The organism is Streptomyces sp. NPDC054794 (genome assembly GCF_053611585.1).
Window position 1 is genome coordinate 1 of the sequence record NZ_JBSHAQ010000004.1, and the last position, 23,944, is coordinate 23,944.

Annotated in this window: 21 protein-coding genes and 2 pseudogenes; 17 read left to right on the forward strand and 6 right to left on the reverse strand. The window is 72.5% G+C overall.

Translation table 11 applies throughout. From position 1 onward, the window contains the following. The first annotated feature begins 214 nt into the window (after window positions 1–214). From ACWGKT_RS05020 to ACWGKT_RS05030, 3 genes are all read left to right on the forward strand, one after another. Window positions 215–781, forward strand: a complete 567-nt coding sequence (locus ACWGKT_RS05020; protein ID WP_453272496.1) for a PadR family transcriptional regulator — start codon at window positions 215–217, stop codon at window positions 779–781. Between the two features lie 72 nt (window positions 782–853). Continuing rightward, on the forward strand, window positions 854–1,729 hold the full coding sequence (locus tag ACWGKT_RS05025) for a PP2C family protein-serine/threonine phosphatase (protein WP_453272497.1): 876 nt from the start codon (window positions 854–856) through the stop codon (window positions 1,727–1,729). 71 nt (window positions 1,730–1,800) lie between these two features. Then, window positions 1,801–2,838: an MASE1 domain-containing protein gene (locus ACWGKT_RS05030; protein ID WP_453272498.1), complete on the forward strand. Its 1,038-nt coding sequence runs from the start codon at window positions 1,801–1,803 to the stop codon at window positions 2,836–2,838. Between the two features lie 45 nt (window positions 2,839–2,883). Here the strand turns inward: ACWGKT_RS05030 and ACWGKT_RS05035 are convergent, their stop codons facing one another. Next, complete coding sequence (locus ACWGKT_RS05035; protein WP_356141265.1) at window positions 2,884–4,371, reverse strand: long-chain-fatty-acid--CoA ligase; 1,488 nt, start codon at window positions 4,369–4,371, stop codon at window positions 2,884–2,886. A 150-nt stretch (window positions 4,372–4,521) separates the two neighbouring features. Between ACWGKT_RS05035 and ACWGKT_RS05040 the strand changes: the two genes are divergently transcribed. The 3 genes from ACWGKT_RS05040 to ACWGKT_RS05050 all read left to right on the forward strand — a co-directional run bounded on the left by ACWGKT_RS05040 (window position 4,522) and on the right by ACWGKT_RS05050 (window position 8,800). Beyond that, a complete protein-coding gene (locus ACWGKT_RS05040) occupies window positions 4,522–5,775 on the forward strand; it encodes a PucR family transcriptional regulator (RefSeq protein WP_453272499.1) in 1,254 nt (417 codons plus the stop codon). 177 nt (window positions 5,776–5,952) lie between these two features. Next, a complete protein-coding gene (pgm, locus tag ACWGKT_RS05045) occupies window positions 5,953–7,593 on the forward strand; it encodes a phosphoglucomutase (alpha-D-glucose-1,6-bisphosphate-dependent) (protein WP_453272500.1) in 1,641 nt (546 codons plus the stop codon). A 115-nt stretch (window positions 7,594–7,708) separates the two neighbouring features. Continuing rightward, window positions 7,709–8,800: an acyltransferase family protein gene (locus ACWGKT_RS05050; RefSeq protein ID WP_453272709.1), complete on the forward strand. Its 1,092-nt coding sequence runs from the start codon at window positions 7,709–7,711 to the stop codon at window positions 8,798–8,800. 107 nt (window positions 8,801–8,907) lie between these two features. On the opposite strand, the gene ACWGKT_RS05055 is transcribed toward ACWGKT_RS05050, so the two are convergent. The 3 genes from ACWGKT_RS05055 to ACWGKT_RS05065 form a co-directional block, all read right to left on the reverse strand. Continuing rightward, window positions 8,908–9,399 carry a peptidylprolyl isomerase gene (locus tag ACWGKT_RS05055; protein ID WP_356141257.1) on the reverse strand — a complete coding sequence of 164 codons (492 nt, stop codon included), beginning with the start codon at window positions 9,397–9,399 and terminating at the stop codon, window positions 8,908–8,910. Between the two features lie 101 nt (window positions 9,400–9,500). After that, the gene (sph, locus tag ACWGKT_RS05060) at window positions 9,501–10,484 is read right to left on the reverse strand and encodes a sphingomyelin phosphodiesterase (protein WP_453272501.1); all 984 of its coding nucleotides are present in this window, start codon (window positions 10,482–10,484) and stop codon (window positions 9,501–9,503) included. Between the two features lie 166 nt (window positions 10,485–10,650). Continuing rightward, window positions 10,651–11,751, reverse strand: a complete 1,101-nt coding sequence (locus tag ACWGKT_RS05065) for a CapA family protein (RefSeq protein ID WP_453272502.1) — start codon at window positions 11,749–11,751, stop codon at window positions 10,651–10,653. A gap of 182 nt (window positions 11,752–11,933) precedes the next feature. On the opposite strand from ACWGKT_RS05065, the pseudogene ACWGKT_RS05070 reads away from it, so the two are divergent. The 5 genes and pseudogenes from ACWGKT_RS05070 to ACWGKT_RS05090 form a co-directional block, all read left to right on the forward strand. After that, a pseudogene (locus ACWGKT_RS05070) lies at window positions 11,934–12,061 on the forward strand (gfo/Idh/MocA family oxidoreductase); the annotation flags it as partial. Further along, a pseudogene (locus tag ACWGKT_RS05075) lies at window positions 12,041–12,342 on the forward strand (cupin); the annotation flags it as partial. The pseudogenes ACWGKT_RS05070 and ACWGKT_RS05075, both read left to right, overlap by 21 nt. Window positions 12,343–12,509: 167 nt before the next feature. Further along, entirely contained in the window at window positions 12,510–15,344 is a 2,835-nt protein-coding gene (locus ACWGKT_RS05080) for a SpoIIE family protein phosphatase (protein ID WP_453272503.1), read from the forward strand. 36 nt (window positions 15,345–15,380) lie between these two features. Next, window positions 15,381–17,123 (forward strand): DNA polymerase/3'-5' exonuclease PolX, encoded by a 1,743-nt coding sequence (polX, locus tag ACWGKT_RS05085; protein WP_453272504.1) that lies wholly within the window; start codon window positions 15,381–15,383, stop codon window positions 17,121–17,123. Between the two features lie 81 nt (window positions 17,124–17,204). After that, entirely contained in the window at window positions 17,205–17,630 is a 426-nt protein-coding gene (locus ACWGKT_RS05090) for a CBS domain-containing protein (protein WP_356141250.1), read from the forward strand. Between the two features lie 21 nt (window positions 17,631–17,651). On the opposite strand, the gene ACWGKT_RS05095 is transcribed toward ACWGKT_RS05090, so the two are convergent. Further along, entirely contained in the window at window positions 17,652–18,227 is a 576-nt protein-coding gene (locus ACWGKT_RS05095; RefSeq protein ID WP_453272505.1) for a hypothetical protein, read from the reverse strand. A gap of 148 nt (window positions 18,228–18,375) precedes the next feature. Between ACWGKT_RS05095 and ACWGKT_RS05100 the strand changes: the two genes are divergently transcribed. Next, complete coding sequence (locus ACWGKT_RS05100; protein ID WP_453272506.1) at window positions 18,376–18,951, forward strand: Dps family protein; 576 nt, start codon at window positions 18,376–18,378, stop codon at window positions 18,949–18,951. Between the two features lie 49 nt (window positions 18,952–19,000). On the opposite strand, the gene ACWGKT_RS05105 is transcribed toward ACWGKT_RS05100, so the two are convergent. Then, complete coding sequence (locus ACWGKT_RS05105) at window positions 19,001–19,348, reverse strand: DUF1330 domain-containing protein (protein ID WP_356141244.1); 348 nt, start codon at window positions 19,346–19,348, stop codon at window positions 19,001–19,003. 227 nt (window positions 19,349–19,575) lie between these two features. Here ACWGKT_RS05105 and ACWGKT_RS05110 point away from each other — a divergent pair, with 227 nt between their 5' ends. From ACWGKT_RS05110 to ACWGKT_RS05130, 5 genes are all read left to right on the forward strand, one after another. Beyond that, window positions 19,576–19,953 carry a sortase-dependent protein gene (locus ACWGKT_RS05110; RefSeq protein WP_453272507.1) on the forward strand — a complete coding sequence of 126 codons (378 nt, stop codon included), beginning with the start codon at window positions 19,576–19,578 and terminating at the stop codon, window positions 19,951–19,953. Beyond that, window positions 19,950–20,567 carry a class F sortase gene (locus ACWGKT_RS05115; protein ID WP_453272508.1) on the forward strand — a complete coding sequence of 206 codons (618 nt, stop codon included), beginning with the start codon at window positions 19,950–19,952 and terminating at the stop codon, window positions 20,565–20,567. The genes ACWGKT_RS05110 and ACWGKT_RS05115 overlap by 4 nt, the downstream gene beginning before the upstream one ends. Before the next feature lie 108 nt (window positions 20,568–20,675). Further along, a complete protein-coding gene (locus tag ACWGKT_RS05120) occupies window positions 20,676–21,167 on the forward strand; it encodes an RNA polymerase sigma factor (protein ID WP_453272509.1) in 492 nt (163 codons plus the stop codon). After that, window positions 21,151–21,657: a hypothetical protein gene (locus ACWGKT_RS05125; RefSeq protein WP_453272510.1), complete on the forward strand. Its 507-nt coding sequence runs from the start codon at window positions 21,151–21,153 to the stop codon at window positions 21,655–21,657. Before ACWGKT_RS05120 ends, ACWGKT_RS05125 begins: the two co-directional genes overlap by 17 nt. Window positions 21,658–21,955: 298 nt before the next feature. Then, window positions 21,956–23,818, forward strand: a complete 1,863-nt coding sequence (locus ACWGKT_RS05130; RefSeq protein ID WP_453272511.1) for a M1 family aminopeptidase — start codon at window positions 21,956–21,958, stop codon at window positions 23,816–23,818. Window positions 23,819–23,944: the final 126 nt, after the last annotated feature.

Here is a 23,944-nt window from a genome sequence, read left to right on the forward strand (position 1 = left end):
GCGGGCGAGCACCCGCATCCAGCAGGGGGAAGGCGGCGACCTGGTGGTCGAGATCGCCTGCGGACTCGGGACGCCCGATCCGCGTCGGGCGCCCGTCGGCGCGGCCGGACCGGCAGGAGCGGTCCGGCCGCGCCGTTTGCCATGCGCTCCCTCGCGTACGGCGGCGGGCCATAGTCGCCTCTTTGAGTAATCAACGGGGTGTTAGGTTGAGGTCATGGCTCTGCGCAACGCGGTGATGGCCGCGCTTTTGGAGGGTGAGGCGTCCGGCTACGACCTCGCGAAGGGCTTCGAGGCCTCGGTCGCCAACTTCTGGATGGCCACCCCGCAGCAGATCTACCGCGAGCTGGACCGCATGGCGGGCGAGGGCCTCGTCTCCGCGCGGGTCGTGCAGCAGGAGCGCCGGCCCAACAAGCGGCTCTTCTCCCTCACCGAGGCCGGCCGCGAGGCCGTGCGCGCCTACACCGGGGAGGCCACCAGCAGGCCGATGGCTATCCGGGACGAGCTGATGGTCAAGGTCCAGTGCGTGGACGTCGGCGACCTGGCGGCCGTACGCGCCGGGGTGACCGAACGCGTGGAACGGTCCGCCGCGAAGCTGGCCCGCTTCGAGCGCATGCGGGAACGCCTGCTGGCCGGGCGCACGGAGGAGGAGTACCTCGCCGCCGCCGAACGCGTCGGCCCCTACCTCACCCTGCAGGGCGGACTGGCCCTGGAGCGGGCCAACGTGCGCTGGGGTGAGACGGTCCTGAAGATCCTGGAACGACGCACCGCGCCACAGACCTGAGAGTGGCTATGATCCTCCCAAGGTAAAAGTAGGGGTTTGTCCGAAAAGGGCTGTTCCTTGCCGGAGTGATCGATGCCCCGCAAGCGCTCAACGGAGGACGGCGACGAGCTGCTGGTCAGACTCCGGTCGCTGACCGCACAGGCGCGCCAGCGTGCGGAGCTCCAGCGCTCCCAGGTCGAGCTGGCCATCGCCCTGCAGCGCGGCATGCTCCCCCGGGACCTTCCCTCCTCCCCCCGCCTCCACCTGGCGGTGCGGTACGCGCCCGCCTGCTACGGGCTCAACGTGGGAGGGGACTGGTACGACGCCTTCACGATGCCGGACGGACGCATCGGGCTGTCCATCGGCGACGTACAGGGGCACAACATCGAGGCCGCGGCCTTCATGGGCCAGGTCAGGGTGGGGCTGCGGGCCCTCGCCACGGTCACGAGCGAGCCGGGCGAGCTCCTCGCCCGCACGAACGACCTGCTGCTCTCCCTGGGCAGCGACCTCTTCGCCACCTGCACCTTCATGCGGCTCGACCCGTCCACGGGGGTCCTGGAGAGCGCGCGGGCCGGCCACATCCCCTTCGTGTGGGCCACGGCGGACGGCAAGTCGGGGATCGCCCAGGACGAGGGGGGACCGCCGCTCGGCGTCCGGCAGGGAATGGAGTACCCCGTGACCCGCTTCCGCCTCACCGCGGGCGGAGTCGTCGTCCTCCTCACGGACGGTGTCGTGGAGGGGCCGTCCATGAACATCGAGGAGGGCCTCGACGCGGTCGTACGCCTGGCCGGCATCGCGGTCGTCGCCGGCCTGGAGGCACACTCGCTCGCCGCCGCCGTGATCAAGGGCGCCGAGCGCGTGGGGCACGAGGACGACGCGGCCGTGCTGGTCGTGGGCCACGACGACCCGTACTCCGAGAGCGACGATCCCACCGCCCCGCATCCGCGCCCGCCCGGCCGTGAACCGTAGCTCCGGGGGCTTCAGCCAGAGGGCCGGACCGCGGCTGTCTGGCCTCGCCGAGGCGACGCCGTAGGTGTGTGATGACTGTTGTGGAGGCCACCCGGGACGCGCGACGACTGGTCGTCTTCGCCCTGGAGACGGCGGTGGTCACCGCCTGCTACTTCGGGGCGGGGCGGCTCGGCCTGCTGCGTCGGCTCGTCGTCGAGGGCGCCGTGGTCACCCCCATCTGGCCGCCGACCGGCGTCGCGGTGGCCGCCCTCCTGATCCTCGGCCCGCGCGCCTGGCCGGGCATCGCGCTCGGCGCCTTCTTCATCATCGCGTCCATCAGCACACCGGGCCCCGACACCCCCGTACTCGTCCTCGGGAACACCCTCGCGCCGCTGTGCGCGTATCTCCTGCTGAGCCGGGTCGGCTTCCGCACCGACCTCAGCCGTTTGCGCGACGGCCTCGCGCTCGTGTTCCTCGGCGCGCTGACCGCCATGCTCATCAGCGCGAGCATCGGGGTCGGCACCCTCGTCGTCGCCGGCAAGCTCGCCATGGACGGCTTCTGGCTCGTCTGGCCGGCGTGGTGGGTGGGCGACGCGATGGGCGTCCTCATCGTGACCCCCGTCCTGCTGCTGGTGTACGGGGCCCGCTGGCCTCCCCGGCTGTCACGGTGGAAGGAGGCCACGGCTCTGGCGGTCGTCGCCGCCGTCGTCGTACCGGTGGCCGTGTTCGACCCCGTCAGCCTGCTGTTCCTCGTCTACCCGCTCATCATCTGGGCGGCCCTGCGCTTCCAGCTCGCCGGAAGCATGCTGTGCGCCCTGCTCACGTCCGTGGTGGCCACCTTCGCGGCGACGGACGGCGTCGGAGCGTTCGCGAGGCTGGTGCCCGTGGAAGTGATGATGAAGCTCCAGGCCTTCAACGGGACGATGGCGCTGACCGCGCTGCTCCTGTCGTCCGTGATCACCGAGCAGCGCAACACCAGGACGTCCGTGGAAGAGGCCTGCCAGGAGTTGGCCGAGGTCCTCGAACACCTCACCGCGGCCGACGCGCCGCCCCCGCGGGCCCCGGCGGACACCGAGAAGGCCGAGAAGGCCGAGAAGGCCGAGAAGGGGGAGCGGCGCGGCGCGCAGTGAACCGTTGCGGCGCGCGGGAAAGTGAGAGAGCGCTGCCGCCGCCCCTCACACCGCCGGCACGACGATCTCCCGCTTGAGGATCTTGCCGCTGGGACCCGTCGGGAGGGCGTCGACGACCCACACCGTGCGCGGGTACTTGTACGCCGCGACCCGCTCCTTGACGAACTGTCGCAGGTCCTCAGGCGTGGCCCGCGCGTCCTTGCGGAGCACCACCGCGGCCCCGACCTCCTCACCGAGCCGCTCGTGGGGCACGCCGAGCACGGCCGCGAGGGCGACGGCCGGGTGCTCGTGCAGCACCTCCTCGATCTCGCGCGGGTAGACGTTGTAGCCACCGCGGATGATCATGTCCTTCTTGCGGTCGACGATGTAGAGGTAGCCGTCCTCGTCCCGCCGGGCCAGGTCGCCGGAGCGCAGCCAGCCGTCGGGGAGGACGGCCGCGGTCTCCTCGGGCCGGTTCCAGTAGCCCTTCATCACGTTCGGGCCGCGCACGGCCAGTTCGCCGACCTCGCCGGGGGCCACGTCCTGGCCCTTCTCGTCCAGCAGCCGGACCTCCACGTCCTGGATCGGCGTGCCGACGGAGCCCGGCTTGCGCGGCCGGTCGGGGTGGTTGAAGGAGACCACCGGGCTGGTCTCGGACATGCCGAAGCCCTCCAGCACCATGCAGCCGAAACGCCGCTCGAAACCGTGCAGCACCTCCACCGGCAGCGAGGCGCCGCCGGAGACGCACATCCGCAGCGTCGAGACATCGGCCTGTGCCGGATGCTGCAGCAGCGCCGCGTACATCGTCGGCACCCCCTCGAACACCGTGGCGCCGTCCCGGGCGATGGCCTCCAGCACGGCCTGCGCGTCGAAACGCGGGATCAGGGTGAGCGAGGCACCGCTGTGCAGGGCCACGCTCATGGTGCAGATCTGGCCGAAGATGTGGAACAGCGGCAGACAGCCGACGATCACGTCCTCGGAGGTCATGCGCTGCACGTGCACCGTGCTGACCTCGGTGTTGTGCCGCAGCCCGGCGTGGGTGAGCGAGGCACCCTTCGGCCGCCCGGTGGTGCCCGACGTGTAGAGCAGTACGGCCACGTCCTCGTCGGCCGTCGCCGCCACGTCGGACTCCGGCTCGTGACCGGACAGCAGCGCGGCGAAGGACGCGGACTCGACGGCGACATGGCGCACGTCGGCGGCCGCCGCTCCCTGGGCGCCCTCACCGGGCGCCGCGTGCCACTCGAACAGCAGCACCGCCCCGGAGTCGCTCAGGTGGTACTCGGTCTCCCGCGCCTTCAGCAGCGGGTTCATCGGCACGACGATCGCGCCGGCGCGCAGCGCGCCGTAGTACAGGACGACGAACTCGGGGACGTTCGGCAGCATCAGGGCCACCCGGTCGCCCGGCCGTACGCCCTCGGCGCGCAGGAACGCGGCGGCGCGCGCGGTGCGCTCGTCCAACTCGCCGTACGTCGTGATGTGCGTGCCCAGCCGCAGCGCGGGACGCTCGGGCTGCCGTGCCGCCGTCCGCACCAAGAACTCCGCCAGATTGGCCATGACCCGCCTCCACGAACGTCACCGTCGAAATCCGCTGTTCACGTGGACGACATGGTGCTGCCGTAACGCGCGGCGACCTATGGGAGGGACGACAGCGTCCTCCTCCCCGGCTTGTCCCTGGGAACAAAATCCGGTCGTTACACTGCGGCAATGGACTTCTCGGGCGTCGCCGCGGCGATCCACGAACGGCTTCCGGAACTGGGCGAACGCCTGGCCGAGCGCATTCGTGCGGACGTCGACGCCTACCGGGACGAGTCGCTCATCCCGAGCGACTCCCTGCGCCGCTCCTGCACGGCCAACGCCGACCTCGTCCTCAGGCACTTCCACCGGGCCGGCGACCCGGACCCCGGCCCGGCCCGCGACACCGGGCGGCTGCGGGCCCAGCACGGGATGCCGCTCGCCGACACCCTGCACGCCTACCGGATCGGCTTCGAGTTCCTGTGGTCGGAGATCCTCAAGGAGGCGCACACCCATCCGGAGGTCTCGGACGCCGAGTTGGTGGCCCGGTCCGCCGAGATATGGTCACTGTTCGGCCTGTACGCCGAGGCGGTCGCGGAGGCCCATCGGGAGACCAGCGCGGAACTGACCCTGCAACGCGAGGCCCGCCGCTCCGCGTTGGTGGAGGCGCTCTTCACCGGAGTCATCGCCGACCGCACCACCCTGTGGGAGGCCGCCCGCGAGCTGGGCCTGCCCGAGCGGGGCCCGTACGCGGTCGTCGCCGCCGAGTCCACGGCCCCCGGCACGGAACCGCTGGCCGGCATCGAGAGCGCTCTGCGTCAGGCTCAACTCCCATCCGCCTGGCGGCTGTTGCCCGACCAGCAGATCGGACTGGTGGCCCTGACCACACCGACCGCGGAGAGCACCGGCCTACGCGTCCTGCGCCGCGCGAACGCCCGCGTGGGCATCAGCCCGGGCTTCGACTCGCTGCGCGACACCCCCCAGGCGCTGCGCTTCGCCCGGCTCGCCCTCGCCAGCCTCCCGGGTACGGGGCCGGGAGTGGCGCGGTTCGACGACAACCCCCTCGCGATGCTGGTCGCCGCCGCCCCCGCGGAGGCCGCCCACCTGGTGACGGTCACCCTCAAGCCCGTCATCGACCTCCCGGCGCCGGAACGCGCCCGCCTCCTGGAAACGCTGGAGCACTGGTTCGCCGCGGCCGGCTCCGCCGCCGACGCGGCCCGCAGCCTCTTCGTCCACCCCAACACCGTCCGCTACCGCCTGCGCCGCGTCGAGGAACTGACCGGCCGTGCCCTCGCCGACCCGAGGACGGCGGCGGAACTCGGCGCCGCCCTCCTCGCGGTCCGCGGCGCCTCCGTCGGCCCCGCCCCACACGGTCCGGTGGACGGCCACGGTCACCTCGCGGCGCGGGAGGCGGCCTGCCAGGACCCGCACGGGCGAGGCACGTGAGCGCACGGGCGGCGGCGCCGACCGAGGCCCATGACCTCGCCGCCGGATGCCGCCCGGTCTGCCGCCCGCGGCCGGCCGGCTTCCCGGCCGACCCCGTGGCTCACTCGCGCACCGGGGTCCGGTAGGGGAAAGATGAGACGTCGAGCGATGGATCAACCGATGCGGAGGAGCGGACCCATGCCGCACGAGCGAGCGGGCAAGCCGGCCGGTCCCGAGGACCTTGTCGACGTGGCCCGGCTGGTCACGGCGTACTACGCACTGCACCCCGACCCCGCCGAACCGGGCCAGCGCGTGGCCTTCGGCACGTCCGGACACCGCGGTTCGTCGTTTGCGACCGCGTTCAACGAGGACCACATCGCCGCCACCAGCCAGGCCATCTGCGAGTACCGCGACGGCCAGGGCACCGACGGCCCCCTGTTCCTGGGCGCCGACACCCATGCGCTGTCGGAGCCCGCGCGGGTCACGGCGCTGGAGGTGTTCGCGGCCAACGACGTGACCGTGCTGATCGACAGCGCGGACGGCTACACCCCCACCCCGGCGGTCTCGCACGCCATCCTCACCCACAACCGCGGCCGCACCACCGGCCTCGCGGACGGCGTCGTGGTCACCCCCTCGCACAACCCGCCCGCCGACGGCGGCTTCAAGTACAACCCGCCGAGCGGCGGCCCCGCCGCCTCCGACGCGACCTCCTGGATCCAGGACCGGGCCAACCAGATCATCGCCGGGGGCCTGAAGGACGTACGGCGGATCCCCTACGCCCGTGCGCTGGCCGCCGCCACGACCGGCCGGTACGACTTCCTGGACACCTACGTCGCCGACCTGCCGAGCGTGCTGGACCTCGACGCGGTCCGGGCGGCCGGGGTGCGCATCGGCGCCGACCCGCTGGGCGGGGCGTCCGTCGCCTACTGGGGCCGGATCGCCGAACGGCACGGGATCGACCTGACGGTGGTCAACCCGCACACCGACCCCACCTGGCGGTTCATGACGCTGGACTGGGACGGGCAGATCCGCATGGACTGCTCGTCGCCGTACGCGATGGCCTCCCTCATCGAACAGCGCGACCGCTACCGCATCGCCACGGGCAACGACGCCGACGCCGACCGGCACGGCATCGTCACCCCGGACGCGGGTCTGATGAACCCCAACCACTACCTGGCCGTCGCCATCTCCTACCTCTACCGGCACCGCGAGCAGTGGCCCGCCGGCACGGGGATCGGCAAGACGCTGGTCTCGTCCTCGATGATCGACCGGGTCGCCGCCGACCTGGGCCGGGAACTCGTCGAAGTGCCGGTCGGTTTCAAGTGGTTCGTGGACGGACTGCTCGGCGGGACGCTCGGCTTCGGCGGCGAGGAGTCGGCCGGTGCGTCGTTCCTGCGCCGGGACGGCTCCGTGTGGACGACGGACAAGGACGGCATCCTCCTGGCACTGCTGGCGTCCGAGATCACGGCCGTCACCGACCGGACGCCGTCGGAGCACTACGCCGAACTGACCGCCCGCTTCGGCGAACCCGCCTACGCGCGCATCGACGCCCCCGCGTCCCGCGAGGAGAAGGCCCTGCTGGCGAAGCTCTCCCCGGCACAGGTCACCGCCGAGACCCTGGCCGGGGAACCGGTCACCGCCGTGCTCACCGAGGCCCCGGGCAACGGCGCCGCCATCGGCGGCATCAAGGTGACCACCGCCAACGCCTGGTTCGCGGCCCGCCCCTCGGGCACCGAGGACGTCTACAAGGTCTACGCCGAGTCCTTCCTCGGCCCGGACCACCTCGCCCAGGTGCAGGAGGAGGCCAAGGCGGTGGTCCTGGCGGCACTCGGCGGCTGAGGGATCCACGCGGCGGCGACCGGGAGGTTTACCCCGCGCGGATCCGGTGAGCAGCGTGCGGAGAGCAAGGTGCCGCCGCCGCGCGGGTCGTACGTCGAGTCAGAGGTGTTCTGGTCTGTCCGCTGCCCAGGAGCAAGGAACCGCCCACCGCACGCCGCCGTCCGGCGGCGCCGCACAGCAGCCCGTCCCGCGGCCGGCGCAGCCGCGGGACGCGTTCTTCGACAACGCCAAGTACCTGGCCATCGTGCTGGTGGCGGTGGGCCACGCGTGGGAGCCGCTGCGCGAGGGCAGCCGGGCGGCGACCGCCCTGTACCTGCTCGTCTACGCCTTCCACATGCCGGCGTTCATCGTCGTCTCCGGCTACTTCTCGCGCGGTTTCGACGCGAGCCCCGCACGGATCACCAGGCTTCTGACCGGTGTCGTCGTCCCCTACGTCGTCTTCGAGGTGGCGTACACCCTCTACACCCGCTGGACGGACCACGTCCCGGACCGCCCCGTCAGCCTGCTGGACCCGCTGTATCTGACCTGGTTCCTCGCGGCGCTGTTCGTCTGGCGGCTGACCACCCCCCTGTGGCTGCGGCTGCGCCGGCCGTTGCCGCTCGCCCTGCTCGTGGCGATGCTCGCGACCGTCTCGCCGTCCATCGGCAACGACCTCGACCTGCAGCGTGTGCTGCAGTTCCTGCCGTACTTCGTGCTGGGCCTGGGCCTGCGGCCCGAGCACATTCGCCTGGTGCGCCGCCGGGCGGTGCGCGTCGCGGCCGTACCGGTGTTCGCCGGTGCGCTCGCCGTGGCCTACTGGGCGGCGCCGCGCATGTCGGCCGGCTGGTTCCTGCGCCGGGACAGCGCCCAGGAGTTGGGCCAGTCCGCCTGGTACGGGCCTGTGATGACGCTCGCCCTGTTCGGCTGCTCGCTGGTGCTGGTGGCCTGCTTCCTGTCGTGGGTGCCCGGACGCCGGATGTGGTGCACCCCACTGGGCGCGGGCACGCTCTACGGCTATCTGCTGCACGGCTTCGTCGCCCAGGGAGCCAAGGCCTGGGGCTGGTACGACCCGGCCTGGGTGCACGGCCCGCTCGGCGAGATCACCGTCACACTCGTCGCCGCCGCGGTCGTGACCGCGCTGTGCACACCGCCGGTACGGCGCGTGTTCCACTGCGTCGTCGAACCGAGCCCGACCTGGGCCTTCAAGCGCGTACCCCGGCCCGCCTGACGACCGCGCCGTCCACGGCCGGGCGGCCGCCCGGAAACCGGAGCCGCCCCCGGCCCGGGAGTGCGGGCGCGAGGGCGGGTGGGAAAGCCGAGCGGCTTCGGGTGATGTCAGACGGTGCCGCTCTGGGCGATCTTGATCGTGGCGCTGGTCTTGCCGCTCTGGCTGCCGTAGCCCTCGATCTTGTCGACGATGTCCTTGCCCTCGACGACCTCGCCGAACACCACGTGCTTGCCGTCCAGCCAGTTCGTCACGATCGTGGTGACGAAGAACTGCGAGCCGTTGGTGTTCGGGCCCGCGTTCGCCATGCTCAGCAGGTAGGGGCGGTCGTGCTTGAGCTTGAAGTTCTCGTCCGCGAACTTCTCGCCGTAGATGCTCTTGCCGCCCGTGCCGTTGCCCCTGGTGAAGTCGCCGCCCTGGAGCATGAACTGGGGGATGACCCGGTGGAACGTCGAACCGGCGTAACCGAAGCCGTGCTGGCCGGTGGCCAGCTCACGGAAGTTCTTCGCGGTGTCGGGCACCACGTCGTCGAACAGCTGGAAGACGATCCGGCCGGCCGGCTCGTCGTTGATGGTGATGTCGAAGTAAACGTTGTTGCTCATGGGGATCAACCTATCGCTAAGCGATGCCTTCGGCCTGTTCGGGTGGGTTCGGCAGGCCGCACGCGGCGCTCCGCGCGCGGCAGGCCCGGTCCGAACGGGCCTCAGCCGGCGTAGCCCCGCACCGGATAGTGGTCCGACAGGTTGGTGTACGTGTACGAGGTGCCCCAACTGGACACCGTCCACGGCGCCGACTGCTCCTTGACGACCTCGTTCCGCCACGCCGTGGGCCGGGCGTGACCGACACGGTGCAGAACGTAGTCGAGGTCCTCGCGCGGGTCGTCGGGGTAGCGGTAGCGCGCGATGGAATTGTCCTGCGTGTCGAAGGAGTACGGGTGCCCGGTGCGCGCGTCGGCGCCGGCCAGGTCCGCGTCGGCGAGCAGGGAGCCGTACTCGGCGCTGTGCGAGTCGACGTTGAGGTCGCCGGCGACCAGCACCTCCTCGTTCGCCGGGATGTTCTTGGCGTCCAGGAACGCGTCGATGGCCTTGAACTGACGGCTGCGCATCTGTGCCGCCTCGCCCGCGCCGCACCCCGGGTCCGTCGACTGGGCGTGGGTGCCGACGATGTGCACCTTGGTGCCGTTGACGTTCAGGACGACGTACGCGAAGCCCTTGTTGGACCACCAGTCCGCGCCGCAGGCGTCCTTGTAGACGTACTGTTCCTTGCGCAGGATCGGCCACTTGCTGAGCACCGTGACCCCGCCGTCCTCGGGCGTGGTGGACGAATACGCCCCGCCGGTCGCGTCCCAGCCGCTCCTGCTCCGGCCCACCACCGGCGTCTGGTACGGGTATTCGGCCGCGGCGGAGCTCTTCAGCGCGTCCGACGCGGAGTTGTCGAACGCCTCCTGGAGGACGACGACGTCGTTCCCGCGGAAGAAGGACGCCTTCGGTATCTCCGCGGCACGGTGGTCCTGACCCCAGTTCGGGTACAGGTTCTTGCTCATGAGGAAGACGTTGTACGTCAGAACCCTCACCGGCGGTGCCGGGTCGGCGGCTGCCGCGGGCGCCGCTGCGACGAGTGCGGCGGCGGGAAGGGCGAGGGCGAGCACGGCCGCGCCCAGGGCGCGGCGCGGTGCGGGGAACGTCACTGGATCTCCCTGTGGGGGAAGGGGGTTGAGTGGCGCCGCACATCAAACCAGCACTGATTACTCCTAGGTAACACCTGTGCGGGCAGCAGATGGCGCACAGGAGTGGATCGTGCCGAAGTGCCTGCCGCCCGGGGCGGAGGGGGGTGTCTGTCGCGGCGTCAGCGGGTCAGCGGGTCAGCGCGAGCGTTCCGTCGCGCGCCGCCTCGACGGACACGCCCTCGCTGATCCGCTCCAGCGTCGCGCCCAGCCAGGCGGTGTCCGCGGCCGACGCCGGCTCCAGCCGCATCCGCCGGGCCCGCAGCGGCACCATGCGCAGACCGGTGAGGCGTCCCGTGCCCGCCTCGACCGAGACCAGGAAGGCGAGCCGCAGGTCGTCGCGGTACTCCTCGTACCCCGAGATGCCCTCGTAGTCGTCGACGAAGTCACCGCAGCCGTACAGGACGAGCCGCTCCCGGTACACCTCGACGGGGCGGGGATGGTGCGAGGAGTGACCGTGGATCACGTCCACGCCGCCGTCGACCAGCGCGTGCGCGAAGCGGATCTGCCGCTCGGAGACCCGGTAGCCCCAGTTCGAGCCCCAGTGCACGGAGAGGACCGCGATGTCTCCCGGGCGCTTGACCCGCCGCACGCGCTCGACGACCGCGTCCGCCGCGGCCGGTGTCAGGGCGGGCACGCGGGCCACGCCGGACAGGTTCCCTCCCGCCGCCCAGTCGGCCGGGATGCCGCTGCAGGGCGCCCCGAGCGCGAACACCAGCACCCGCCGGCCGTCCGTCGGGACCACCGCGGGGGCGTACGCCTCCTCGGCGTCCTGCCCCGCGCCCGCCGTGTGCAGCCCCGCCCGGGCCAGGGCGTCGAGCGTCTCCGCGAGGCCCGCCCGGCCGAAGTCCAGGACGTGGTTGTTGGCCAGCACGCAGACGTCGGGCCGGACCATCAGGAGCGCGGGCACGTTGTCCGGGTGCATGCGGTAGTGCACCCCCTTGCCCGGCGCGAACGCCTCGCTGCGGGTGACGGAGGTCTCCAGATTGATGATCCGGACGTCCGGGGCGGCCTCGTCCAGCACCCGCAGCGCCTCGCCCCAGGGCCAGGAGGGGGAGACGGGCGCGGGGATCGGGCCGTTCACGGCCTCCGCGCCCAGGACGTAGTCGCGGGCGTCCCGCAGGTAGTCCTCCCGCAGGGCGGGGTCGCCGGGGTGCGGAAGGATCTGGTCGATGCCGCGCCCGAGCATTATGTCGCCGCACAGGAACAGCGTCACCGTGTCGCCGTCCATGTCTCCACGGTAGGACGCTTTCCGGCCGATCCGAGCCGCCGGACGGTGATTCCCTTCGGCGACGACCTTCTAGTTCTCGATGCAGAAGGGTTGGCCCGACATTCGTTCCGCCCCTACGGTCATCTCGTCGAGCAAGCGCCTTCTGCATCGCCCGTGATGCTCGGCGCCGTCCGCTCGTCGTACACGTCGTCGCCGAGCGCGCCGCCGCCTGGCGCACCCCCGCGCACGACGTGCCCAGCTCGCCGCCGTCCTCGACGCGTACGACAACGGCGTACGAGCGCCCGGCAGCGGTCCGGACGCCCGCGCGACCACCGTCCTGATGCAGAACAGCGGGCTGCCCGAGGCCGGGGACGCCGTGCTCGCCTTCCCGCCCGAGGCGGTCGCCGACCCGGAGAGGTACGCCACCGCGGCCGCCCTGCCACCCGGCACGGGACCGGCGACGGAGGCGGCCGCCCGGCGCCGCCGGGACCCAGGGGGTGTCGTTTGGACCATCCCGGCGTCGCGGGGTACCTCCGCCTGCGCGAGGCCCTGGTGGCCGGCGACAACCACCCCTGCCTGGAATTCCAGCGCGCCGCGGCCCGACGAGTACGCGCCGCCGCCCGCCGTGGCCACGGTCTCGGCGGATCGTTCCTAATTCCGGCATCTGTCCAAGATTGTGGTGTTCGGGGCAATGGCTTCAGGGTAAAAACCGCTTGGAGGGCCCCTCGCGGGACGAGCCGAACGGCGGTGCGCGACGGGGACGCCCTTCAGGCGAGGAAGTGATCCCGTTGTCGGTCGCCTGGGACGACATCGGCGGGCTGGTCCATGCCCATGAACAGTTTCTGTCCGGCGCGCGGGTGGACTCCGATGTCCGTACGCCGATCCTGGAATCCTGGAAGCGCTGCCGGGCCGCGGGGCTCGACCCGGACCGGCCGATGGTCGCCTACACACCCGGCCTGACCCTCGACGACCGCTTCCTGCGGGCCGCCGACCCGGTGCTGCACGACGTGATCGCGTCGCTCACCGAGGTGGGTATGACGGTCGTACTGTGCGACGCGCAGGGCCGTATCGTGCATCGGCTCGGCGGGGATCCCGACCTGCGCGGACGCCTCGACGAGGTGAGCTTCGCCCCCGGCTTCGACGCCTCCGAGCCGGTCGTCGGCACCAACGGCGTCGGCACGGCGCTGGCCGAGCGCGGCCCCGTCTACGTCAGCGGGCGCGAGCACTTCGCCGACTGCCTGCAGCCGTTCGCCTGCGCGGGGGCGCCCGTCCGCGACCCCCTCAGCGGCCAGATCCAGGCCGTCCTCGACCTCACCTGCCTGCGCTGCGACGGCGACCCCGCCATGCTGCGGCTGGTGCGGGAGGCCGCCCACGACATCGAGACGCGGCTGCTGGACCAGGCCACCGCCCGCGAGCGCGCGCTGCTCGCCGCCTACCGGCGGGCCGGCCGCCCGGCGCAGAACGGCGGCGACCCCTGGCAGGACCCCGCGCGGACACCCCAGGGCCGGGCCGGCGCGGCCGAGCTCGGCGGTCTCGGCCGGATCGACCTGGCCGTGCTGCGCGAACGGGCCGAGGAGCTCATCGCCTCCCCGCACCGCACCCTCGACGAGGTGACCCTCAGCGGCGGCCGGACCGCCACCCTGCTGCGTCACCCCGTCACCGGAGCGGCCGGGGAGACCGGCGTCGTCGTCGAGGTCCGCGTCCCCGGCGGCCCCCGCCTGACCCACACCGCCCTCACCACCCCGCCGACGGAACCCACGGCCCACGCACCACAGCCCACGGCCCCCGCGCCGCCCCTCACGGCCGCCCCGTCACCGCCCACCGTCGTACCACCCGCCGTGCCCGACGCTCCGCGCAGGAGCGGGACGGACACGGACAGCTGGCCGCTGCTCGTCGGTGAGCCCGGTGTCGGGCGGCTCGCGGTACTGGCCCGCAGGCGCCTGGAGTTGCTGCACGACGCCGGCCTCCGCGTCGGCAGCACCCTCGACGTCACCCGCACCGCCGAGGAACTGACCGAGGTGACCGTCCCCCGGTTCGCCGACTTCGTCGCCGTCGACCTGCCCGACGCGGTGCTGCGCGGTGAGGAGCCCGCCCCGTTCGACGCCGCCACCACGCTGCGCCGGGTGGCCCTCGGCGCCGTACACGACCAGCGTCAGCTGTACGGCGTCGGCGACACGGTCCGGTACCCGCCCGCCGCACCGCAGGCCCGCAGCCTGGAATCCCGGCAGGGCGTGCTCGAACCGGTCCCGGTGCGCGCGAACGGATCGGCCGTCCAGGATCCGCGGCTCGGCGAGCGCATGGTCGCGGCCGGCGTCCACTCCCTGATCACGGTGCCGCTGCGGGCCCGCGGCGCCACCCTCGGCGTGGTCAGCTTCTACCGCTCCGAGCAGCCCACGCCCTTCGGGGACGACGACCTGTCCCTGGCCCAGGAACTCGCCGCCCGCGAGGCGATCTGCATCGACAACGCCCGCCGCTACACCCGCGAGCACAACACCGCCCTCGCCCTGCAGCACAGCCTGCTGCCCCGCGGCCGGCCCGAGCAGAGCGCCGTCGAGGTCGCCTACCGCTACCTGCCCGCGCAGGCCGGTGTCGGCGGCGACTGGTTCGACGTCATCCCGCTCTCCGGCGCCCGGGTGGCACTGGTGGTCGGCGACGTCGTCGGGCACGGCCTGCACGCGGCCGCCACCATGGGCCGGCTGCGCACCGCCGTGCACAACTTCTGCTCCCTGGACCTGCCGCCCGACGACCTGCTCACCCACCTCGACGACCTGGTTGCACGGCTCGACCGGGGCGAAGGCTGGGGTGCCGAGGACACCCCGGACTCCGGCATCGTCGGCGCCACCTGCCTGTTCGCCGTGTACGACCCGGTGACCCGGCACTGCACCCTCACCCGCGCCGGCCACCCGCTGCCCGCGGTGGTCGGACCGGACGGCACCGTGCGCCTCGTCGACCTGCCGTCGGGGCCGCCGCTCGGACTCGGCGGGATGCCGTACGAGACCGTCGAGCTGGAGCTGGCCGAGGGCAGCCAACTGGTGCTGTACACCGACGGCCTGATCGAGGATCGGCTGCGCGACGTCGACACCGGCCTGGACCGGCTGCGCACCGTCCTGGCCAGCGCGGGCCGCGGACCGGAGGAGACCTGCGAGGCGGTCCTCGACGCGCTGCTCCCGGAAGGGCCCGGTGACGACGTGGCCCTGCTGGTCGCCCGCACGCACGCCCTCGGCCCCGACCGGGTCGCCCAGTGGGACCTGCCCGGCGACCCCGCGATCGTCTCCCGCTCCCGCGCGGCGGTCGTCGAGCAGCTCGTCGCCTGGGGGCTGCACGAGGAGGCGTTCACCACCGAACTCGTCGCCAGCGAACTGGTCACCAACGCCATCCGGCACGCCACCGGCCCGGTCCGGCTGCGTCTCCTGCGCGACCGCGCCCTGATCTGCGAGGTCTTCGACGGCAGCAACACCTCGCCCCGGCTGCGCCGCGCCCGCAGCGAGGACGAGGGCGGCCGCGGCCTGTTCCTGGTCTCCCAGCTCACCGAGCGCTGGGGCACCCGTTACACCCCCGACGGGAAGATCATCTGGGCGGAGCAGCGCCTGCCCGCGGGCGCCGTGTCGCGGTGAGCGGCGTCCGCCCGGCCCGGCGCCTACCCTGGAGACGTGGCTCGGTCCAATGACGAGGTCGCCGCGCTGTTCCAGGAATACGCGGACCTGATCTCGATCACCGGAGGAGACGCGTTCAGGGCACGTGTCTACGAGAAGGCCGCCCGGGCGATCGGCGGCCACCACGCCGATGTCGCCACCCTCGACCTCAAGGGCCTCCAGCAGATCCCCGGCGTCGGCAAGTCGATCGCCGAGAAGGTCACCGAGTACTTCGGCACCGGCAGCGTGTCCGCCGTCGACGAAGTGCGGGCGAGAATCCCGGCCGGGGTACGCGAACTGACCGCGATCCCCGCCCTCGGCCCGAAGAAGGCCCTCGCGCTCTACGAGGAGCTGGGCATCTCCTCCGTCGACGAACTCACCGACGCCATCCACGGCGAACGGCTGCGCGACCTCAAGGGCTTCGGGCCGCGCACGGAGGAGAAGATCCTGCACGGCATCGAACTCCTGCGGTCCGCCGGGGACCGCGTCCTGCTCGACGTCGCCACGGACCTCGCCGACGGCATCGTCGCCGCGCTGTCCCCGGTGACCGGCTGCCGGCGCTGCGCCTACGCCGGATCGCTGCGCCGGGTCCGCGAGACGATCGGCGACATCGACATCCTCGCCGCGGCCGAGGACTCCGCCCCGCTCATGGACGCGTTCACCGAACTGCCGTACGTCACCGAGGTCATCGCACACGGCGGGACCAAGACGTCGGTGCGCACCACCAAGGGTCTCGCCGTGGACCTGCGCGTCGTCCCGCCGGACTCCTGGGGAGCGGCACTGCAGTACTTCACCGGCTCCAAGGCCCACAACATCCGCACCCGCGAACGCGCCGTGCACCAGGGGCTCAAACTGTCCGAGTACGGGCTCTTCGACGTCGAGAGCGGCGAGAAGATCGTCTCCGAGACCGAGGAGGAGGTCTACGCCCGGCTCGGCCTGCCCTGGATCCCGCCGACCCTGCGCGAGGACCGCGGCGAGATCGATGCCGGGCTGCGCGGCGAGCTGCCCGAGCTGGTCACCGAGGCCGACATCCGGGGCGACCTGCACACGCACACCGACCTGACCGACGGCCTCGCCCCGCTGGAGGAGATGGCCGCGGCGGCCGCCGAGCGCGGCTACGCCTACTACGCGATCACCGATCACGGGCCGGACATGGCCATGCAGCGGATGACCGACGAGCGGATGCTGGCCCAGCGCGAGCGCGTCCGGGAACTCGACGGCACGTTCCGCGCACGGGGCCGGCGCGGCGGCATGCGGCTGCTGCACGGGGTGGAGCTGAACATCGGCCCCGACGGCTCGGTGGACTGGCCGGGGGAGTTCCTGGCCGGCTTCGACCTGTGCGTCGCCTCGGTGCACTCGCACTTCAACCAGGGACGGGACGAGATGACCCGGCGGATCGTCCGGGCCTGCGAGAACCCGTACGTGAACATCATCGGTCACCCCACCACACGCCTCATCGGCCGCCGTCCCGCCGTGGACGCCGACCTCGACGAGGTCTTCGCCGCCTGCGCGCGCACCGGCACCGCCCTGGAGATCAACGCCCACCCCGACCGGCTCGACCTGCGCGACGAGGACATCCTGCGGGCGAGGCGGCACGGGGCGAAGTTCGCCGTGGACAGCGACGCCCACGCGACCCCGCACCTGGCCAACATGCGCTACGGCGTCGGCACGGCCCAGCGCGGCTGGCTCACCAAGGACGACGTGATCAACACCTGGACGCCGACGCGGCTGCTGCGCTTCCTCCGCAAGGGCCGCTCGTGAGGGCCGCCGTCCGGCCCCGCGGGCCACACCGGCGCGGACCGCGTGGCGGTCGAGCAGTGTTTTCCGAACCGGGAGGTCCCCATGACCAGTCTGATCCGTGACGTGATGTCGCCCGGCGCCGTGGCCGTCGAACCGATGACCACGGCCGAGCAGGCCGCGCGCCTGATGCGGGACCAGAACGTCGGCGACGTCCTCGTGTCGTACGACTGCGACCTGTTCGGTGTCCTCACCGATCGAGACATCGTGGTACGCGTCCTGGCCGACGGCCGCGATCCGCACACCACCACGGCGGGATCGGTGTGCAGCCCGCCCCCGGTGGTGACCGTCGACCCCGACGACACCACCGATCATGCGGCCGAACTGATGCGCCACCATCACGTACGCCGACTGCCGGTAGTCGAACGCGGCGGCTGCCCCGTCGGGGTGGTCAGCCTCGGCGACCTGGCCGCCGCCGACGACCCGCACTCCGCGCTGGGCGAGATCAGGCGGGCGGACCCCAACCGCTGAAGGGCCTGTGCCGAAGGCTGCTCAGGGCGCCGCCCGCTCGGCCGCCGCCGGCCGCTCGGCGGCGGCCTCACCCCGGCGCCCGGCCTCCCACGCGCGGCGGTCGGCGTCCCGCGCCGTCTCCCGAGCCCGCGTCTTGGCGTCCCGCGCCTGCCGCCGCTCCTTCTCGACGGCACGGCCTTGCCGGGCGAGGGGGGCGGGTGATGCGGGGGAGCGTCGCGGCACGGTGTCCGGTACGTCGGACAAGCCGGCCGTCGGCGGGTACGGCTCCACCAACCGGCCGGTGGCCCACTCCCGGGCGGCGTCCGGATCGGCGAGGACGGCATGCAGCGTGGCCGCCACCTCCCGCTCGACACCGTCACCGACCGGGTGACCCGCCCGCGCCGCCGCCCGCCGCACCCCCTCGCCGAGCCGCAGCGTCTCCACTTCCTCGGGCCGCTGCCGGACGAGGAGATTGCTCGCCCAGGCGGACAGGCTGGGGCGCCGCAGCTTGCCGATCCGCTCCGCGAGAGCGCGGTCGCCCTCCGGTCGGCCACCGTGACCCAGGCGACCAGGGCCGCCGTCAACAGGCCCGCGACGAGGACGTGTCCGCCGGCGCACCGGCACTTGTCCCGGAGCGAACAGCGGCCGCGCCGCCCTCGTCCAGTGCGCTCGCGGGCACCACGGCATGCGCTCCTGGGCAAGGTGAGTGCCGTATCGGCACCTAGCGTCACTCGGGCACCGAAGGCACGGACCGCAGGAGGCGGACATGACCACCAGCTCCCCGCACGTGAGCAGCCAGCCGTGGCTGCATCAGAAGGGCGAGATCATCCAGGAGTTCGGAACCGTCAAGCGGTTCCCGCTGGGCCTGTCCCACGAGACGCGCATGTACTCGTGTCAGCGGCTCAACAAGGTCCTGGCCAACACGCAGATCCTGTACGGCCTCTACAAGAAGCACCACTGGCTGATGCGCGGGGCGACCTTCTACCAACTGCACCTGGTGCTGGACAAGCACGCGGGGGAGCAGCTGGAGCTCGTCGATACCCTCGCCGAGCGGGTGCAGACCCTGGGCGGGGTCGCGGTGGGAGACCCCCGGCACGTCGCCGAGATCACCTCGATCCCGCGGCCGCCGGACGGCGTGGAGGAGGTGCCGGCCATGTTGTCGCGGTTGCTGCAGGCGCACGAGACGATCCTGACCGACGCCCACGACGCGGCGGCCCGCACGGGGGAGTTGGGCGACGACGGCACCAACGACGCGCTGGTCTCGCAGGTGATCCGGACCGGCGAACTCCAGGCGTGGTTCCTGGCGGAGCATCTGGTGGACACGCCTCTGGTGCGGGCCTGAGCGCGGGTGAGCCGTCCCTCGCGGACGGCTCACCCCCCGTCGGGTGGGGCTATTCGGCCGGCAGCGCCTCCCGCATGGCCTTCGCGGTGGTCGTCGGGTCGTAGTCGTCGGGGACGCCGGGGACCAGGATGATGTCGCCCTCGATGTGCCGGGAGCGCAGCGGCGCGATCTCCCGATAGGCGGGCGAGTCCCACCAGGCCCGCGCCTCGGCCATCCCCGGGAAGCCGATCACCACCACGTGTCCGGGCCAACTGCCCTCCGTGACCTCGTGCTGCGCGGCGTGGACGAGGAAGCGGCCGCCGTAGGGCTCGAAGGTGGCGCCGACGCGCTCGATGTATTCGGCGATCTCCGGGTGGGGCGTGGCTTCCCGCAGGTGGCCTATCACGTAGGCAGGCATGGTGTCCTTCCGGTCGGTCGGGCTCCGTACGTCTAGATCGTGGCACGGTGCCGCGCCGGGGACGATTACCCGTCAGGTAACCGCGCCCGGCCACCTGTCAGGCGGTCACCCCTCGGACGCCTTTGCTCGTTCTTTACAACCCGCTCGGTCGCCGCCTCGTCTCTCCGCTCGATCCGTAACCGAGCCCGCCCCTTCTGCCGGGCGAGCCGATGAGAGAGAGCGATTCGATGCGCCGAACTGTCCTCAGTGCCACGGCACTCGCCTGCACCGCCGTGCTGGCCGGCACCGTGCCCGCGTTCGCCGACGGGGCGACGCCGGTCCCGTCGGCCAGCCCGACGCGCGCCACTCCCACCACCGCCCCGGCGCCCAGCGCCGAACCGACCAGGGCGCCCGCGTCCGCCCGGCCGAGCGCCGTGCCCACCCGGGTGCCCGGACGCGGCCAGGTCTCCGTCCGGCCGAGCGCCGCGCCCAACACCGGTGTGACGGAGGCCTCTTCGGGGTCCGGGGACGAGGGCGGTCTGATCGGCGGCGGCGCCGCCGTGGCACTCGTCGCGGGCGGCGCCGCGGTGTTCGTCGTGCGTCGCCGGCGGGCGACCGGAGCATGAGCCCGCTCTCCAGGCGCACCTTCGCCGCCGCGGCGACGGCCGCGCTCCTCGTGGGCTGCGGCGGCCCGGGCTCCCACCGGACCACGACCGGACGCGCCCAGGGGACGCCGCCGCCTTCCCCGGCCCCGGCCGGCGCGAAGCCGGCGCACGCCCTGGGCCGTTCGGTCCCGGTCGGGCTGCGGATCCCGGCGATCGGTGTCGACACCCCGGTCATGCGACTGGGTCTGGAACCGGACGGCACGATGCAGGTGCCGCCGGTCACGGCCCACGACCGGGCGGGCTGGTACCGGCACTCGCCGACACCCGGTCAGGTCGGCCCGTCGGTCCTCCTCGGCCATGTCACGGTCGGCAGCTACGGCGACGGCGTCTTCCGGCACCTCGCCCGACTGCGCCGGGGCGACCGGATCGTGGTGCGCCTGGAGAACGGCACGGAGGCCGGGTTCGCCGTCACCGCCGTACGGACGGTCGCCAAGGAGGACTTCCCGGCGGACGACGTCTACGGCGACGTCAACCGCCCGGAGCTGCGGCTGATCACCTGCGGCGGGCCCCGGAGCGGCAACGGCTACCTCGACAACGTGATCGTCTTCGCCGCGCTCGGCCCCGGCACGCCCTGACCCTCCGTCGGATCCCGGGCCGCGGCGCCGTACGCCGACGGCCCGGCATCCACCCCGCACGAACGCCGCACGCATGCTTGACGAGTGCCCTCACGACCATGGAGAGCGTTGAAACGGTCCCGCGACAAAGCAGCGTCCGAGCTGTTCGCCGCCCTCTACCCGCGCCTCGCCGGTTGGTGCCGCCGGCTCGTCGACGACGACGAGACGGCCCATGAGATCGCCTCCGAGGCGTTCACCCGGCTGTGGGCCCGCTGGACGTCCGTCGAGGAGCCCCGCGGCTTCCTGTACGTCACCGCCGCCAACCTCGTCCGCGACCACTGGCGCAAGCTGGAGCGCGAGCGCAAGGCCGTGCGCCGGGCCACCACGGAAGCCGCGGTCCGCCCCCACAACGAACAGGCGGACCCGTCCGTACGCCTGCTCGTGCAGTCGCTGCCGGAACGACTGCGCGTCCCGATCCTCCTGCACTACTACGCTGACATGCCGATCCGGGAGGTGTCCGTGCTGACCGGGCGCAAGGAAGGAACCGTCAAGGCCGACCTCCACGCGGCCAGAGAACTGCTCCGCGTCCACTTGAGGAGAAGCCTTGACCACACGCTTTGACGACGACCCGGAGTTCGCGCCCGACGACCCGCTCGCGGTGATCCTGCGGCCCGCCTCCGAACCCCTCGGCCCGCCCCCCGGCCGCTACGAGGCGATCCGCCGCGCGGCCGCCCGCCGCCGTGTGCTGCGCGCCGCGGCCGGGCTGGGCGCGACCTGCGCCGTGGCCGCCCTCGTCGTACTGCCCCTGCGCCTGTCGGCCGACGACGCACCGGCGCGGCCGGCGATCCCGCTGGCGCCGCCACCCCCGACGCGCCAGGTGACGCCCTCCCCGTCGGTGTCGCCCACCCGCTCGGCGGCGCCCGAGTCGCCTCGGTCCCGCCCCACCCACGCCCCCGAGACCTCCACCCACGCTCCCGACACCCCCACGTCCCGCTACCCGACCCGTCGTGCGGTCCCCACCCCCGCACCGTCGACGACCCCGAGCGCGGCGAGGACCGAGCCGACGGCCGGGGGCAGGGACACCGTCACGCCGGGGAGCGCGCGACCGTAGGCGGCAAAGCACCGTGCGACCGTAGGCGGCAACTCCGGCACGGAGCATCCCGGTTCGGTCATCGGCCGACTCCCCTTCACCTCGTGGACTCCCGCCCATTTGCCCTATGGCATGTTCTGGTCAAATCTGTCAGTCTTCCCGATGGTCGTGACTCCGTCCCCAGGAGGACACGGCGGGCAACTCCCCAGTGATCTTCGAAACCGGTAACGCGTAACCCGCGGCCGCCCACCGGCGCACCCAGGCCGGCCGGGCGGCCATCGAGCAGGCCGGAATCCCGGCCGCCGCAAAGGAGTTTCGTGTGAGATCGACCCCCCACAGAGCCCGCGTCGTGAGCGCTCTCGCCGCCGCCGCGCTGGCCGTCGTCTTCCTGCCCGGTGCCCCGGCCTCCGCCGCCCAGCCGGCCACGGCTCCCGTGGCGGCCGCCTGCACGCCGGCCCAGGTGGTGACCAACGGCGGCTTCGAGAGCGGCACTTCGCCCTGGAGCCAGTCGTCCTCCACCGTGATCACCAGCCGCAGCGGTCAGACCGCCCACGGCGGCAGCAGTTATGCCTGGCTGAACGGTGTCGGCAGCACGCACACCGACACGCTCTCGCAGAGCGTCACGATCCCGTCGGGGTGCAGCACCGCGACCCTGACCTTCTGGCTCCACATCGACACCACCGAGACGACATCGTCCATCGCGTACGACAAGCTGACGGCGAAGATCGGCAGTACGACGCTCGCGACGTACTCGAACCTGAACAAGAACACCGGCTACGTGCAGAAGTCGTTCGACGTCTCGTCGTTCGCCGGCCAGACCGTGAGCGTCGCCTTCACCGGGTCGGAGGATTCCAGCCTCCAGACGAGCTTCGTCCTCGACGACATCGCGCTCGACACCTCCGGCGGCACGACCCCGCCGGCGGACTCCACACGGACCCCGTCCGCGCCGTCGTACACCGTCGACCTGAGCAGCGACTCCAGCGGCACCGTCTGGACCGGTCACGAGAGCGCGACCTTCACCAACGCCTCCGCCACCGCGCTGAGCGAGGTGTACCTCCGGCTGTGGGACAACTACCACGGCACCTGCTCGGCCATGCCGATCACGGTCAGCAACGTCACCGGCGGCACGGCCGGCGCCCTCTCGGTCGGCTGCACGGCACTCAAGATCGCCCTGCCGACACCGCTGAACCAGGGGCAGTCCGCCACCGTCGGCTTCGACCTGGGCATCACCGTCCCCAGCGGTGCCGACCGGTTCGGCTACGACGGTGCCTTCAGCTTCATCGGCAACGCCCTGCCCGTCCTCGGGATCAGGGATGCCGCGGGCTGGCACCTGGACCCGTACACCAACAACGGCGAGTCGTTCTACTCGCTGGCCGCCGACTTCAAGGTGACCCTCGACCACCCCAGCACCCTGCTGGTGCCGGCCACCGGCACGTCGAGCGACACCCCCGGCTCCAGCGGCCGTACGGTCACCACCGCCACCGCCTCCAAGGTCCGTGACTTCGCCTGGGCCGCCGGGCCCTTCAGCAAGATCTCCGGCACCTCGTCCGGCGGTGTCCCGGTCAACATCTACTCCGTCTCGGGCATCAGCTCGTCGAGCGCGCAGTCGATGCTCTCCACCGCGAAGACCGCGGTGGACGCCCACGCGGCACGGTTCGGCGCCTACCCGTACGGCGAACTGGACGCGGTCATCGACAACAACTACTGGTTCGGCGGCATGGAGTACCCCGGCTTCGTCCTCGACCTGGTCAGCACCACGGCGCTCACCCACGAGATCGGCCACCAGTGGTGGTACGGGATCGTTGGCGACGACGAGTACACCAGCCCCTGGCTCGACGAGGCGTTCACCGACTACGCCACCGACCTGGCCCTGAACAAGACCGGCACCAACTGCTGGAACAGCGTCTCCTGGGCCTCCTCGGCGGAGAAGATCACCAACTCCATGGCCTACTGGGACGCCCACTCCTCCCGGTACTCCACCGTGGTCTACGGCTACGGCAAGTGCGCGCTGCACGATCTGCGGCGCCTCCTCGGTGACAGCACCATGGCCAAGCTGATGAAGGACTACGCCACTTCACACTGGTACGGCGTCTCCACCACGGCAGAGTTCAAGGCGGCCGCCCAGGCCGCCACCACCACGGATCTGACCTCGTTCTGGACCCAGCACCGTATCGACGGCTGACCCGGCACGAGACGGCCGCGGCCGGCGCCCCCCCGCCGCGGGCGCCGGGCCGGCCCCGCGGAGGTCCCCGAAAACACCCGACCGTTGTCCCGCCCCCCCGGGGCGGGGTGCGGGGAGGCCAGCCCG